The 15,310-nt window shown below is 53.6% G+C and carries 12 protein-coding genes; 3 read left to right on the top strand and 9 right to left on the bottom strand.

Going from position 1 to position 15,310, the window contains the following annotated elements; translation table 11 throughout:
- Positions 1–12 precede the first annotated feature (12 nt).
- The 8 genes from TH3_RS08880 to TH3_RS08845 all read right to left on the bottom strand — a co-directional run bounded on the left by TH3_RS08880 (position 13) and on the right by TH3_RS08845 (position 10,699).
- A complete protein-coding gene (locus tag TH3_RS08880) occupies positions 13–1,281 on the bottom strand; it encodes a glycosyltransferase family 4 protein (RefSeq protein ID WP_007089939.1) in 1,269 nt (422 codons plus the stop codon).
- A gap of 21 nt (positions 1,282–1,302) precedes the next feature.
- The gene (locus tag TH3_RS08875; protein ID WP_007089940.1) at positions 1,303–2,505 is read right to left on the bottom strand and encodes a glycosyltransferase family protein; all 1,203 of its coding nucleotides are present in this window, start codon (positions 2,503–2,505) and stop codon (positions 1,303–1,305) included.
- Between the two features lie 126 nt (positions 2,506–2,631).
- The gene (locus tag TH3_RS08870; protein ID WP_007089941.1) at positions 2,632–4,212 is read right to left on the bottom strand and encodes an MBL fold metallo-hydrolase; all 1,581 of its coding nucleotides are present in this window, start codon (positions 4,210–4,212) and stop codon (positions 2,632–2,634) included.
- A gap of 77 nt (positions 4,213–4,289) precedes the next feature.
- Positions 4,290–5,594 carry a molybdopterin molybdotransferase MoeA gene (locus tag TH3_RS08865; protein ID WP_007089942.1) on the bottom strand — a complete coding sequence of 435 codons (1,305 nt, stop codon included), beginning with the start codon at positions 5,592–5,594 and terminating at the stop codon, positions 4,290–4,292.
- Positions 5,595–5,657: 63 nt separating this feature from the next.
- Positions 5,658–7,427, bottom strand: a complete 1,770-nt coding sequence (locus TH3_RS08860) for an ABC transporter permease (protein ID WP_007089943.1) — start codon at positions 7,425–7,427, stop codon at positions 5,658–5,660.
- Positions 7,428–7,439: 12 nt separating this feature from the next.
- Positions 7,440–8,462: a Fe(3+) ABC transporter substrate-binding protein gene (locus TH3_RS08855; protein WP_007089944.1), complete on the bottom strand. Its 1,023-nt coding sequence runs from the start codon at positions 8,460–8,462 to the stop codon at positions 7,440–7,442.
- A 227-nt stretch (positions 8,463–8,689) separates the two neighbouring features.
- On the bottom strand, positions 8,690–9,706 hold the full coding sequence (locus TH3_RS08850; protein ID WP_007089945.1) for a Fe(3+) ABC transporter substrate-binding protein: 1,017 nt from the start codon (positions 9,704–9,706) through the stop codon (positions 8,690–8,692).
- 159 nt (positions 9,707–9,865) lie between these two features.
- Positions 9,866–10,699 carry a 3'-5' exonuclease gene (locus tag TH3_RS08845; RefSeq protein ID WP_007089946.1) on the bottom strand — a complete coding sequence of 278 codons (834 nt, stop codon included), beginning with the start codon at positions 10,697–10,699 and terminating at the stop codon, positions 9,866–9,868.
- A gap of 384 nt (positions 10,700–11,083) precedes the next feature.
- On the opposite strand from TH3_RS08845, the gene TH3_RS08840 reads away from it, so the two are divergent.
- A complete protein-coding gene (locus tag TH3_RS08840; protein ID WP_233421859.1) occupies positions 11,084–12,088 on the top strand; it encodes an ABC transporter substrate-binding protein in 1,005 nt (334 codons plus the stop codon).
- Between the two features lie 135 nt (positions 12,089–12,223).
- On the opposite strand, the gene TH3_RS08835 is transcribed toward TH3_RS08840, so the two are convergent.
- Positions 12,224–12,718 (bottom strand): MarR family winged helix-turn-helix transcriptional regulator, encoded by a 495-nt coding sequence (locus tag TH3_RS08835; protein ID WP_007089949.1) that lies wholly within the window; start codon positions 12,716–12,718, stop codon positions 12,224–12,226.
- A gap of 239 nt (positions 12,719–12,957) precedes the next feature.
- Between TH3_RS08835 and proV the strand changes: the two genes are divergently transcribed.
- Entirely contained in the window at positions 12,958–14,163 is a 1,206-nt protein-coding gene (gene proV, locus TH3_RS08830; RefSeq protein ID WP_007089950.1) for a glycine betaine/L-proline ABC transporter ATP-binding protein ProV, read from the top strand.
- Positions 14,156–15,262, top strand: a complete 1,107-nt coding sequence (proW, locus tag TH3_RS08825; protein WP_007089951.1) for a glycine betaine/L-proline ABC transporter permease ProW — start codon at positions 14,156–14,158, stop codon at positions 15,260–15,262. The genes proV and proW overlap by 8 nt, the downstream gene beginning before the upstream one ends.
- Positions 15,263–15,310: the final 48 nt, after the last annotated feature.

Here is a 15,310-nt window from a genome sequence, read left to right as displayed (position 1 = left end):
TTTGCCGTCCCCCTACTCCGCCGCCGGTTGGCCTAATGTGCTTTTATCGAAAGCCCGATCAGCGCCAAATCGACGCGCCAGTTCTTTCATCCCGGTATAGAACGAAAAATCGCGTCGGACGATTTCATTGCCCTTGCGCCCCATCTGGTCGCGCAAAGTCGGATTACTTATCAGTTCCGCCATTGCCAGGGACAGTAACTTTGGATCACGTTCGGGAACAAGTTTGCCATTCAGGCCATCCGTGATCAGTTCCGGTATTGCTGAAATTGCGGTCGAAACCGCGGCAAGCCCGCAAAGCTGGGCTTCCATCAGGACATTGGGCAATCCGTCACGATCACCATCCTTTTCCACCCGGCTTGCCAGCACGAACAGATCAGCAGACTGACAGGCTGCAATCACTTCCTTCTGGTCACGCGGCCCTTGCCAATCGCAATTATCGGCAATTCCAAGGTCCTCTGCGAGCGATTTATATTTATCGCCATTCCCGCCACCAATATGGACAAACCGCCAATGCAGATCTTTTGGCAAGTCAGCAAGGGCGCGTAAAAGGTCATCATAACCCTTTTTGCCAACCAGCCGACCAACCGACAGGATTGTCACCCGGTTATTGTCATCACGCCCGTCACGGGGGGACCGATCGGGCAGTTCTTCGGGGAACCGTGAAAAATCCAATCCATGATAAAGCAAATTCACTTTGGCCGGATCATCGGCAAGCTTTTGCAGATGATCGACATTTGCCTTCGTGCAGGTCACCAGCCAATCCATATCAGCCAGCTTTTCACGCATGTCCCAATCTTCGCTGGTGTAGATATCCTTGGCATGCGCCGAACAACACCATGGAAGACCGCGAATGATCGCGGCATATCGCGCAACCGATGCCGGGGTGTGCAGGAAATGCGCATAGATGCGTGTGATATCGTTCGGCAGCTCCGCCGCCATTACCAATGCCTGGGCGAAACGACGGGCACGGTTCGGCGTGCGATCCCGGCGATAGTCCTGCCACCAGATGTTTCTGGCCCGACGATATCCCCGCATTTTGCGCGCCTTTAACCAGCCGCGAAACACGCGCATCGGTTCCTGATAAACATATTCTGGCAGGTAATCGATTTCAGCCATGATCCGTTCGTGGATCGGATGGCGTTTTTTATCGGTCGGATGACGCAGGGATACAATGCGATAAGGAATACCTGCCTGCTGAATACCAAGTATTTCCTGGGCAATAAAGGTTTCCGACAATCGTGGATAACCTTTCACCACGATTGCAAGCTTGTCGCATGACATCTGTTGTTATCCCGGAAAATCTTACTCGGCAGCAAGCTGCGGCGGCAGCCAGCGTTCAACCTGATCGCCAACACTATCAAGACCGCCCATCAGGTTTGGCACGGTCACATGCGACGGCTTTGGCTGATCAATCAGACTGCGAAGGGCCTCGGCCATTTGCATCGGGGGACGACCACCGTCCTCGGTCAGCATCTTGACCAGACCAAGCTTTTCGGCAGCCGACGCACGAACATATTGTTCAAGCCGCGGAACGGTTCGGGGCACAATGATTGCGGGTTTGTCAAAAGACAGAATTTCGCAGAAGGTATTGTATCCGCCCATCGCAATCACGCCAGCGGACCGATCCATCAACATTTCAACATTGGCATCAAAGGTGATGACCGAGAGCTTATCGATCTTTTCGGCGCGTTCCATGAACGCCTGCTGATCATTTGGTGCCATGAACGGGCCCAGCACAACAAGCGACGGAACCGGAATGTCAGGATCGGCTTCATAGGCACTGATAACCCAATCGACCAGATTAACCCCATCTCCACCGCCACCGGTGGTGACAAGGTAATAGGGTTCCTCAAGACCAAGCGCGCCGTGTTCCGGGGTTGGTTTGCGGGTGGCTGTACGCGGCAGATAGCCGGTATAGGTCATTTTTTCTTCGACACCCGGAGGCAAATCAATACCTTCAAGCGGATTGCAGATATCCTTGAGGCCATAGACCCAGATTTCATCGTAAAGATCGGCAAGGGCCGGAACGCATTTTTTGCGGTCCCATTCTTCGCGCAGATTAACCGGGTCATCCATCACATCGCGCAAGCCCATGACAAGGCGCGTGCGGCGATGGCGAAGCATTTGAAGTGTCGATTCAACTTCCCCGCGCAAACCAAGCGGCTCCTTGTCGACGATGAACAGATCAGGGTTAAACACGTCAGCGGTATGCTGAATGATGGATTCACGCATCGCCAGGGTCTGATCGACATCAATATTCAGGTTAAGTGACGTGTATTCACCATTCGAGAGCTTGATCACGCCCGGAATTCGCACAAAGTCGACTCGTGAACGAAATTCGAAACTGCCAATGATCGGCGATCCAGAAAGGATCAGCACAGATACATCGTCCCGACGCGAAACAAGCGCATGCGCAATGGTTCGGCAGCGGCGCAGATGGCCCAAGCCGAATGTATCGTGGCTATAGATCAGAACACGATAGCCGGTATTCCCCACGATCGACATATATCCGCCCGCTCTCGTAGTGTCCTTCGATACCTTCTCAACCCGATATAGGGTGACACGATATCGCCCGTTGGCAAGTATTTCCGTATTTTACGGTACTTAAAACCTGCCATCGGGCTATTGCTCTCATGCCGATGCGATATCTTGCAAGACTTTTTCGAGCAGGGCCTCGCGTTTTTCGTTGCTGTCGAGTGCGCGAAGTTTTTCCGAAAGCTCTGTAACACTATGGGCATAGCGGTTATGCCAGTCGTCCCGGGACATTTCGCCAGCCGGCAGGCGCGGTTTGAATTCGGCCTGTTTTGCCTGCCCGCGTTTGAGCATAACGGTGTCATCAAGCATCGGAAGGGCGATTTTGCTTTCTTCGATACCGGCATTAATCATCGCCTGCTGCAAACCGGCACGTGCGCCATCTTCACCATGGGTCAGGAAAATACGCCGCGATACCGGCATACGTTCTTTTGTCCAGCGCAGAAGCATGTCCTGATCGGCATGACCGGAATAGATATCAAGCGTTCTGATCCGGGCACGGACATCAATCTCGTCACCGTGAATGCGGACATGTTTGGCCCCGCCCTGCAACACACGACCAAGCGAGCCGGCAGCCTGGAAACCAACCATCAACACCGTAGATTCAGGACGCCACAGATTGTTTTTCAGATGATACCGAATACGCCCGGCATCGCACATGCCGCTTGCCGATAGAATGATCGCCCCACTTTTAACCCGTGCCAGTTGCATGCTGGCTTCGGCATCGGGCACCATATGGAAATTGGGATGCGCCAAGCCACGAGCATCGTCATGAGACAGATGTTTGGCAAAAACCTCGGTCGCGCGCTGAGCCAGCGGGCTATCGACGAAAACATCCGCCTTGGGCAGCTTTCCACGGTTAAACAGGGTTGCCAGATCAACCAGCAATTCCTGCGTTCGGGCAACAGCAAAGCTTGGTATGACAAGGTTACCGCCAGCCTGAATGGCAGCGCGAACTTCCATGGCAAGCATTTCACGACGTTCAGCGTCACTGACTTCAGGACGGTTACGATCACCATAGGTCGATTCAACAAACAGATAATCGATGTTTTTCGGGCCTTCGGGGGCATCGTTAAACACAGCCTCTCCCGTGCCGATATCACCTGAAAACAGCAACCGCAAGGTGCGCGGTTCGCCGTCCGGTGCCTCGTCATCCACTTCGACCTCGATCGAGGCCGATCCCAAAAGATGCCCTGCATCCCAGTAGCGTGCCCGCAAACCCGGTAAAACTTCGCGCCACTCATGATAGTCGACAGGCTGCAAACGTTTGAGGGTCTTTTCCGCGTCTTCGCGGGTATAGATCGGGGTGACTTCCGGGCGGCCACGCCGGACATTGCGGCGATTAAGACGTTCGACCTCGGTTTCCTGAATATAGCCGGAATCAGGCAGCATGTAGGTCAGAAGATCGCAGGTGGGTTCGGTCGCGTAGATCGGCCCGTTAAAACCGGCCTTCACCAGTTTGGGAAGCAACCCGGAATGATCAATATGCGCATGGGTCAGAAGCACGCCACGAATATCCGCAGCCTTGAACGGGAAAGCTCCATAGTTCAGTTCGCGAACCGTCTTGCTGCCCTGAAACATGCCGCAATCGACAATGATATCGCCACCGTCGGTACGCAGCAGATAACACGAACCGGTAACGCCACCCGCAGCCCCGCAAAAAGTAACTGATACAGTCATATGCTTTCCACCCTTAATCCTTTGTTTTGTTATACATCTGCGAAAAAAGGCAGCAAATCCATGGTCTGGATCAGTTTTTAAAACGCCTGCAAACCACCGAAGGGCAAATAAAGCACGCGATCACCCTTTTTAACCTGTCCGCAATCCTCGGCGATTTCAATCATGCCTTCTGCCCACACCATCGAGGATAACATACCGGAACTTGCCGAATGATAAGGCATGGCAACCCATTGACCATCATCATCCTGAACAAGACGGGCACGCAACCATTCACGACGCCCGGTACCTCGCCTGAAATCAAATCCGGCAGTTGCGGGCAATCGCACGGGGGCACAAACCTGATCAGCAGCCCCCATCATATGCAAAAGCAATGGCACGGCATAAAGCAGGCCTGACACCATCACCGAAACAGGATTGCCAGGCAAACCAATAACCACACAATCCCCGATACGGCCTCGCATCAAGGGCTTTCCGGGTTTGATTGCCAGTTTCCACGCCTGAATTTCGCCAAGGCTATCCACGACGGGTTTAAGCAGATCGGCCTTGCCAACCGAAACCCCACCCGACGTCATGATGACATCATGGGTTTGAGCCGCATCCTTCAAGGCCGTTTTCAGAACGTCGAAATCATCAGCCAGAAGACCGAGATCGGTTACCCTGCACCCGCAAGCGCGCAGCATACCGATCATGGCAAACCGGTTGGAATCGTAGACGCCACCGGCTGGAAGTGGATCGCCCGGCCTTGCCAGTTCATCCCCGGTCGAGAAAACGGCAACTGATAATGGCCTGGAAACCGGCAGGGACTGATACCCCTGCCCGGCCGCGACTGCGATATCCTGTGGGCGCAGACGTTTACCGGCTGGCAGGACAACCATACCAGTTGCAACATCTTCACCGCGCCGACGGATATGTTGATGCAGACGGGTCTTGGCGATCACGTCCTGCGGGATGGTCAAAAGCGTTTCATCGGCATTGGCCGTGATATTTTCCTGAATGATGATGCAATCCGCACCATCAGGAATGGAGGCCCCGGTCGCAATGCGGATTGCCTGCCCGCGCGGGATTTCTCTGGCAAAAGGATGACCTGCCAGTGATACGCCGCCCACAATGATTTGTGCATCCGACGCCCCGACAAATTCCTGCAAATCGGCATGACAAAATGCATATCCGTCCATCGCCGAATTATCTGCAGACGGAACATCGACCCTGGCAACGATATCCTTGCGCAGGATTGCGCCATAACAATCAGAAAGTGGTGCCTCAATCACCGGGGCGCGAACAGCCACATCGTTAAACGCAATACGCAGTGCATCTTCCAACCGGGTCAGGCCCGGTTGATGGCAAAGGTCGGTCTTGGCAGGATTGTTTTGCGACGTGGTCATCGGCAGCCTGTCGAATTTATCGGGATCATATAGCAGCGATAGTGGTCCGCCGGAACAGGAACGTCAATGGCGCGAAGATGCACTGCCATGCCCGGGGCGGGACCGAGAAATTGCACGGCTGAGCATAACCACCGGCACGACGCCGACAATGACGATGGTCAAGGCACCAAGGGCTGCCTGCTCGATCATTTCGTCCTTGGCAAACTGATAGACATGCGTTGCTAGCGTTTCAAAATTGAACGGTCGCAGGATCAGTGTCGCCGGAAGTTCTTTCATCGCATCAACAAAGACCAGAACCGCGGCGGCAAGAATACCGCCACGCACCATCGGGAAATGAATACGTTTCAACGTGCCCCACGGGCTTTCCCCCAATGTCCGGGCGGCGTCATCCATACTTGGCCGGACCTTGCCAAGGGCGGCCTCGATCGAACCATAAGAAACAGCCATAAACCGCACGGCATAGGCAAACACGATGGCAAAGACCGTACCGCTAAGAAGCAGACCGGTTGAAATCCCGAATGTTTCGCGCATCACGGCGTCAACCGCATTATCAAACCTTGCGAATGGAATCAGAACCCCGATTGCAAGAACTGCCCCCGGCACGGCATAGCCAACCGACGCCATGCGGATGCAGAACCGCAAAAGCGGCTGCGGGAAAAGCCGCAGGGCATATCCCAGAAACACAGCACATCCGACCGCAACAAAGGTTGCAAGACCCGCAACCAGAAGGCTGTTGCCCGCATATTCAAAGAAGTCCGATGTCCAGCTTTGGTCAAAATAGCCAACGGAATAATAGATCAGCACCAGCGACGGGATCACGAAACCCAGCACAATCGGCAGAACACAAACCGCAAGTGCAAAGAACTTGGCGACCGGGCCAAGCTCGTAGCCCGGTAATTCCTGAAAACGATTGGTTGTGTCGTGGAATCGCTGGCGACGACGCGAATAGCGTTCGGCCACGATCAGGACAATCACAACCGCAAGCATGGTCAGCGCAATCTGCGCCGCCCCACCGGCATTTCCCATACCAAGCCAGACATTGAAAATACCGGCGGTCAGGGTATGAACCGCAAAGAAATCGATGGTGCCGAAATCATTCAGCGTTTCCATCAACGCAATGACCACCCCAACCACGATGGCAGGCCGCGCCAATGGCAAGGCAACGGTCACAAACGAATTCCACGCCGAACGCCCAAGAACGCGCGCAGCTTCAAGGACACAGACCGATTGCGCCAAAAAGGCAGCCCGGGCCAGCATGTAAACATAAGGATACAGCGTCAGGCTGAGCACCAGAATTGCCCCGCCCTTGGTCCGGATATCGGGGAACCAGTAATCGCGCGCCGATTGCCAGCCAAAAATTTCGCGCAACAGACGCTGAAACGGCCCGGCATATTCCAGCAGATCGGTATAAACATAAGCAACGATGTAGGCCGGAACCGCCATCGGCAGCAGCATTGCCCATTCAAAGAACCGTTTGCCCGGCAGGCGGCACATCGTTACGACCCATGCCGCCGACACACCGATCAATGTTACACCAACACCGACGCCCAGCATCAGAATGCCTGTGTTTTTAAGGTATCGGGGCAACATGGTTGATGCCAGATGCGGCCAGATATTTTCGGTAGGGAACAGTGCCAGATAGACAACCGCAATCAACGGCGTCGCCACAAGAAGCGCTATAATGAACGCCCCGGCCAACCAAAGACCTGATTGGCCGCGCGGCAACCATCGCATCGAGGTTCCAAGTGACCGTTCGCGCAACGGATCAAGCGTTTCGGTCACGGCCGACGGCCGGATATCGCGATCATCTTTGGTCTGACAGGAATTGTTCACGCGAAGAATGCCCTATTCGTTAAAGCCGACTTCGTCGATCAGACGAATGGCGGCGCCACGATTGTTGGCAACTTCGTTAAGCGGCAGCGTGTCGGATTTGAAAGTTCCCCAGGAACGGACCATTTCCGACCATGCCACCCCCGGCTTGACCGGGTATTCAAAATTGACGTCAGCATACATATGCTGCGCTTCGTCCCCCGATAGGAATTCGACCAGCTTGATCGCATTTTCCTTGTTGGGTGCATTCTTGATCAGCGCAACACCCGAAATATTCACATGCGTACCGCGGTCACCCTGATTGGGGAAAACAATCCGGACATCCTTGGCGGCATCGGCTTTGTTCGGATCATCAAGCATCTTGCCGTAATAATAGGAATTGCCGATTGCCAGATCACAAACACCCTGCGATACGGCCTCGATCTGGTCGATATCAGCCCCTTGCGGTTTGCGCGCAAGATTGTCTTTCAGTCCCTGAAGCCAGGTTTTTGTGTATTCCTCGCCATGATGGGCAATCATCGAGGCCACCAGTGCGATATTGTAAACATGCATTCCAGAACGGACACAAATGCGCCCCTTCCATTCCGGATCGGCAAGTTCTTCGTATGTCGAAATGGCGTCGGGCTTCACACGATCAAGCGACGTATAAAGAACACGTGCACGAGTGGTCAGACCAACCCACAGATGGTCCTGATCTCGGAATTGTTCGGGGATATTGGCATCGATCACATCGCTTTGAAGCGGTGTTGCGATATCGGCATCAACAGCATCCTGGATGCGCCCGATATCAACCGTCAGCAAAAGATCAGCCGGACTGTTGCGGCCCTCATGTTTGATACGTTCGACCAGACCGCTTTGCGAAAACAGCGTATTGACCCGGATGCCGGTTTCCTGAGTGAATTGTTTGAACATCGGTTCAATCAGGAAAGGCTGGCGAAGCGAATATACATTCACCTCCTCGGCAGCATTCGCATGAAATGCCGTCAATCCGACCACCGCGCCCATAATGCCAAAGACCTTGTTGCGCAGTGAAGTCATCTTGAATCTCCTGAAATGGTCGCAAAGCGATGGGGCAAGTAAGAATGATTTGTACTCGCTGCCGGGGAAATTAAAGGGCTGCTACCCTGTTTTGCAAGAGCCAATAGAACATAACCGCCTTGTCCATGTCGGTTTGCGCCGCGGAATTGCCGGGTTTACAGACATAAAAAAAGGGACGGTAATGGTTACCGCCCCTTTCCGGAATGATTCGAAAAACGAAAATTCGTTTATTCGTTGTATCCCACTTCATCGATCATGCGTACGGCATCCGTACGCAGACGCGCAATTTCAGACAACGGCAGCTCATCAGCCTTGAACGTGCCCCACGACTTCACATAGTCGGACCATTCAACACCCGGCTTGACCGGATATTCGTAATTCACTTCGGCATAGATTTTCTGTGCCTCGTCACCCGAAAGGAATTCCATCAACTTGACGGCGTTTTCCTTGTTCGGCGCACCTTTGATCAGGGTCATGCCGGAAATGTTCATCGACATGCCGCGGTCATTCTGATTGGGGAAGATAATATTTACCGATTCCGCCCATGCGCGCTGTTCCGGGTCATCAAGCATCTTGCCGTAGTAATAGGTATTGGCAATCGCGACATCGCATTCGCCTTCCTTGATCGCCTTGACCTGACCACGATCATTGCCCTGTGGCTTGCGTGCAAGGTTTGCTTTCAACCCTTCGAGCCATGTTTTGGCTTCTTCTGTGCCGTGATGCGCAATCATCGAAGAAACCAGCGCGATATTGTAATCATGCGTACCAGAACGGGTACAAACGCGGCCCTTCCATTTCGGATCGGCAAGATCTTCGTATGTGGCAATTTCGCCCTCGGTCACACGGTCTTTCGATGCATAAAGAGCGCGACCACGCTGGGTCAGCGCGAACCACTGATCGTTTTCATCGCGCAAGTGGGCCGGAATATTTGCTTCCAGAACATCACTATTGACGGCGTCGGTGACACCGGCATCGACGGCTTCCTTGATCCGGCTGATATCGACGGTCATCAGGACATCCGCCGGGCTGTTTGCACCTTCCTGCTTGATCCGCTCAACCAGACCTTTTTCCGCGAAGATCACATTGACCTTAACTCCGGTTTCCTTGGTGAAGCTCTCGAACAGGGGCTCAACAAGGAAAGGCTGGCGCAGGGAGTAGACATTCACTTCCTGCGCAGAGGCGGCCGAAGCCGTAACGGCGGCAGCACCCAACACCGTGCCACAGATGATTCTCCTGATATCCATCGAAACGTTTCCCTTGAAATCTTTTCACCACGACATGCGTTTGCAAGTCACTTGCAACCAGACATCAGCACTAATCGCAAATGATTCGCAATTCAATACAGATCACACAAAACGATCCCGTAGGTGTGAAACGTTTCACTTTACCGAAACCGGGATATCTTAAAGCAGATTGAATGATCCGGCGCTTGAAGCCCGCCAGGCGTCGAGGAATTCCTGATAAGCCGGGATATCCCCTGCCCGCTCCTCAAGCCATGCGACGGTCAGATTGATGGCGTGATTATAACCGTCATGATCGCTTAATCCGGTGTGGAGAACATAGCGAAGATAAAGAAGATAGGTGTTGAGAACATCCGTTTCGCAGTAACGACGAATGCCTTCAATCTCGCCATTGTCATACATGTCCGAAACTTTGCTACCATCAACGCCGGTCTTGCCCGGAAGATCAAGGGCGGCACAGACCTCGTTCATTTTGGTTCTTGCGGATGCACCATAGTCGGAAAGAACTTCGGCAAGGTCACAATGCCAGTTTGGCGCATAACGCGACGTATAATTTTCCCACTTGTTGGCGGATTGGTGTAACCACCGCGCACTCACCCCATGCTTCATCGCGCGATATTTCAAAACCGGCAGATCGAACCCACGACCATTGAAACTGACAAGCCTAGGATAAAGTTTACCGCAATAGGCAAAGAATCCATTCACAAGGTCCGTTTCCTCGCTGGTCAGATCGCCGCCGGAACGCAGTTCTTCGATCTCGTAAGTTTCAAGATTTCCGTCGCGCTGGATCGTGGCGCGCAGGAAACTGATTGCGACAACCTTGTGAAACGGCTGGCGCGGGAAACCGTTTCGACCATCGGTGATATCAAGATGATATTTTTCGAGCATCTCGCGACCTGTTGCCGGATCAGGTGCGGTTTCGCCGGTCAATTGTGGCAGAACATCGATATCGGGAACGGTTTCGATATCAAAAACAAACAGACTGTCATGCGTCATGGTGCCCCCGGCGAAAATGCGTTTGGCGCAGCATAAACATGCCACAGGAAAGTTTCACGAACTTCCGGTCAAAATTCCACCCCCGCAATCGTAAATACACTGACATCTCCTGACATCGTTGTCAGGAGGAGCGTTTTAGACTGCAACCCATCATGGCACATCACAAGTCCGGCAAATGTCGGCAAGCAGGGTTGCGTCATCTTTGGGCCCGAGGTTAAACTTTGACCTACCTGTATCAGGGGCAAAGTCCAGTCAGGGGACCAAATGAACAACCACTGGTGAAATGACGGCATCCAACCGTCGGACATTGCATTTGATGCGCTTCCGGACCGTAGAAGATAATCAAAGGGAAAAATGATGAACATCCTGCCTACCGGAGCCGCAATGCTTATGGCCGCTGGCCTTGCATTTTCCACGCACACAAGCGCACAGGCACAAGATGCCAGTTGCGAGATTGATCGCCCGGTGATGTTCGCCGGGCTGAATTATGACAGCGCACTTTTCCACAATGCTGTCGCGCGCTTTATCATTGAAAAGGGTTATGGCTGCCAGACCGACGCCCTGCCCGGTGATGTGATTCCGCTTTTGACCGGTGCGGGTAAAGGCGACATCGACGTTGTCATGGAAATCTGGCGCGATAACGTGGCAGACGCATGGAAAAAGGCAGAGGCCGCCGGAAATGTTACCCAAATCGGGGTGAATTTCGATGATGCGGTCGAAGGCTGGTTCGTGCCGCGTTATGTGATCGAAGGCGATAAGGAACGCGGGATCGAGCCGATGGCGCCCGATCTGAAGTCGGTCGATGATCTGCCCAAATACGCCAAACTGTTCGAAGACGCCGAAGAACCGGACAAAGGCCGCTTTTACAATTGCCCGGCGGGCTGGGTTTGCGAAAAGGTCAATTCGGCGAAACTCGTGGCCTATGGCCTTGATGACAGCTTCACCAACTTCCGCCCGGGCACCGGTGCAGCGCTTTCTGCGGCAATCGCCTCTGCGCACAAGCGTGGCGAGCCAGCACTTTATTACTATTGGGGGCCGACATGGGTGATGGGTCTTTATGACAGCTATCGCCTTGAAGAACCGGCCTATGATCAGTCGATCTTCGACAAGCTGAAAACAGATCCAAACCCGAAAAAAGCCACGGCCTATCCCGAAAGCACGGTTACGGTCGGGGTTAATACGGAATTCATGAAATCAGCGCCCAAACTGATCGAATTCCTGACGCATTATGAAACCAGCAACGCCATGGTTTCGGAAATGCTGGCCTATATGCAGGAAAACGAAGAAAAGCCCGAAGATGCAGCACTTTATTTCCTGAAAGAAAAGCCGGACGTTTGGAAAGCCTGGGTGCCGGAGAAAGTGGCAGAGCGGGTTGAGGCCGCGCTTTAAAAACAGGTATCAACCTGATCGCAATGCGGTCTTGCAAATATTGATCACGGGGCAGATTTCGATCTGCCCCTTTTTGCTGCGCCTTCAAAATTGGTTAGGGGTAGAAACAATCGAGGCAATCCGGATTGCCCCATTCTAGTCCACGGAAAACCGATCGTGTCCGGTCGGCGGCCTGGGGTCGACTTCTTCGGTATCCATCAGGCGGGCAACATGCTGCAATGAGGTCAGGATACGGCTGCGTTCGTTCATATCAAGCATTTCATAGCGCTGCATGAATTCACCGTCCATCAGCGGTGGCGTATCGCTCAGTACGGCAAGCCCCTTGTCGGTAAGGCGACTATTGACCACCCTCTTGTCATCCGCGTTGCGGGCCCGCTCGATAAAACCGCGATCTTCAAGCCGGTTCAGGATCGTCGTAACGGTTGCCTGACTAAGCGAGACGTGCCGCGAGATTTCCTTGACCGTCACCGCCCCCAATTCTTCGATTGCCAGAAGCACGACAAGCTGCGGAACAGTAAGACCACAAACCTTCATCACATGTTTTGAATGCAGATCGGTTGCACGAATGATCTGCCTCAGCGCGACCAGAACATCGAGAAACTCTCTTCTTTTCTGCTGATCCGTGATCATACGCGCCGTTCTCCCTGTCATGTTATCGGGCCAACTTAGCGCCATTATAATTTGACATCAAATGTTTTGATCTGTAACTATCAAAACACAGAATGTGACGAAATTGGGGGAGCAGGCGCGATCCGGCGCAAAGATCACACCTGTCTCGACATGACATTTTCAATGGATGACATCGCGTGGTTTCCGGAACCCGGGATCGACGACGCTTGTTGTCCGACAACAACAAATGACAAGGGCCAATGACCGATAAAATCGTTGTAAAGGACCTTTATAAAGTCTTTGGCGACCGTCCTGATCAGGCAATGCAGATGATCAATGACGGGATCGACAAAGCCGAAATTTTTGACAAAACCGGACAAACCGTCGGGGTTTGCGGCGCCAGCTTCACCGTCCGCCAGGGTGAGATTTTCGTTGTGATGGGGCTTTCGGGATCTGGAAAATCGACACTTGTTCGCCTGCTGAACCGTTTGATCGAGCCGACGTCGGGCCAGGTTCTTTATGACGGCACCGACATTGCCGCCATGAATGACGAGGAATTGCGCGAATTACGCCGCAGGGACATGTCCATGGTATTCCAGTCCTTTGCACTGATGCCCCATATGAGCGTCGTCGAAAATGCAGCATTTGGCCTAGAATTGGCGGGTGTTGCCGAAAATGAACGCCATGAGCGCGCCCTGAATGCGCTTGATCAGGTCGGACTGAAAGCACAGGCCAATTCATACCCCGATGAACTTTCGGGTGGCATGCAGCAGCGCGTCGGCCTTGCCCGTGCCCTTGCCAACGACCCATCCGTTATGTTGATGGACGAAGCATTTTCCGCCCTTGATCCGCTGATCCGTACAGAAATGCAGGACGAACTTCTAACCCTGCAACGTGAACACAAGCGCACCATCATCTTCATCTCGCACGATCTGGATGAAGCGATGCGCATCGGTGACCGTATCGCGATCATGGAGGGCGGCATTGTCGTTCAGGTCGGAACGCCTGAGGAAATCCTCAACAATCCGGCCAATGACTATGTCAAATCGTTCTTCCGTGGTGTTGATGTCTCAACAATTCTTACGGCCAAGGATATCGTCGTAAAACGCCAGGTTACTGTGATCGAACGCGAAGGTGTTGGCCTTAAAACAGCCCTTAACCGCCTGCGTAACGAAGACCGCGAATATGGCTATATCGTTGGTGACAAGCTTGATTTCCACGGGATCATTTCCGTCGACAGCGTCGATCAGGCGATCAAATCAGGTGCCGACAAACTTTCAGCAGCTTTCCTGCCTGATATCGAAGCCGTTTCCCATGACACCCAGCTTTCCGACCTGATCGGAACCGTGGCACATACGCCGTGCGGCGTGCCGGTCGTCAATGAAAACGGCAAATATCTTGGCGTAATCAACAGAGCCAATCTTTTGGCGACTCTCGACCGCGAAGGAGATGGCGCAAATGGCTGATAACAGCAATCCGTGGGGTGCTGCCACCGATACCGGCGCGGCAGATGCAGCAAAAGACGCAACCACATCAGGTGCCGCCGATGCGGCCCGGAACGGCGCATCCAATCCATGGGGCGGCGGTGACGCTTCTGACACGGCAGGAGACTGGCTTGCGAATGCCGCCCCTGCCCCGGAACATCATTTTGATATCCTCCATCCGTTTCAGGATGCGGTCATTCCACTTGATATCTGGGTCAATCATGGGCTGGAATGGGTCGTCGATAACTTTCGCAGCGTCTTTCAGGCGATCCGCTGGCCGATTGATGCGGTCCTATCCGGTGTCGAAACCGGGTTGCAGGCAACACCAGCCATCATTGTCATTCTGATCCTGTCATTGATTGCGTGGCAGTTGGCCGGTCGTCGCCTTGCGATTGGTACTTTGATTTCGATGATTGCCGTTGGTCTGATCGGTGCCTGGTCAGAAGCCATGGTGACATTATCATTGGTTATAACATCGGTTCTGTTCTGCGTGGTCCTGGGCCTGCCGACCGGTATCTGGCTGGCGCGCAATGAACGGGCAGCAAATACGGCACGCCCCGTCCTTGACGCAATGCAGACAACACCTGCGTTTGTTTACCTTGTGCCTATCGTGATGCTGTTTGGTATTGGCAACGTTCCGGGCGTGGTGGTGACCATCATCTTTGCCCTGCCGCCACTGATCCGCCTGACCATTCTGGGTATCCGTCAGGTGCCCGGCGATCTGGTCGAAGCGGCTCGTTCCTTTGGCGCCAGCCCGAAACAGCTTCTGTTCCGTGTTCAGCTTCCACTTGCCATGCCGACAATCATGGCAGGTGTGAACCAGACCCTGATGCTTGCCCTTTCGATGGTGGTGATCGCCTCGATGATCGCTGTTGGCGGCCTTGGTCAGATGGTTTTGCGCGGCATTGGTCGCCTTGACATGGGCCTTGCCACAGTTGGCGGTGTCGGGATTGTCCTTCTGGCCATCGTGCTTGACCGCATGACGCAGGCGCTTGGTCAGGATAGCCGCAGCAAGGGCACCCGCCACTGGTACGAAAGCGGCCCGGCCGCAGCTATCCGTTCCCTTATGGGCAAAAAATAACCGGCACGCCGGTTTGAAAACAAGGGCAGAAAACTGCTCCAATCAATC

Origin of the sequence: Thalassospira xiamenensis M-5 = DSM 17429 (assembly GCF_000300235.2) — a bacterium.
Classification (GTDB): domain Bacteria; phylum Pseudomonadota; class Alphaproteobacteria; order Rhodospirillales; family Thalassospiraceae; genus Thalassospira; species Thalassospira xiamenensis.
Note: the sequence above shows the minus strand (reverse complement) of the source record. Positions and strands in the feature narration are given on the sequence as shown.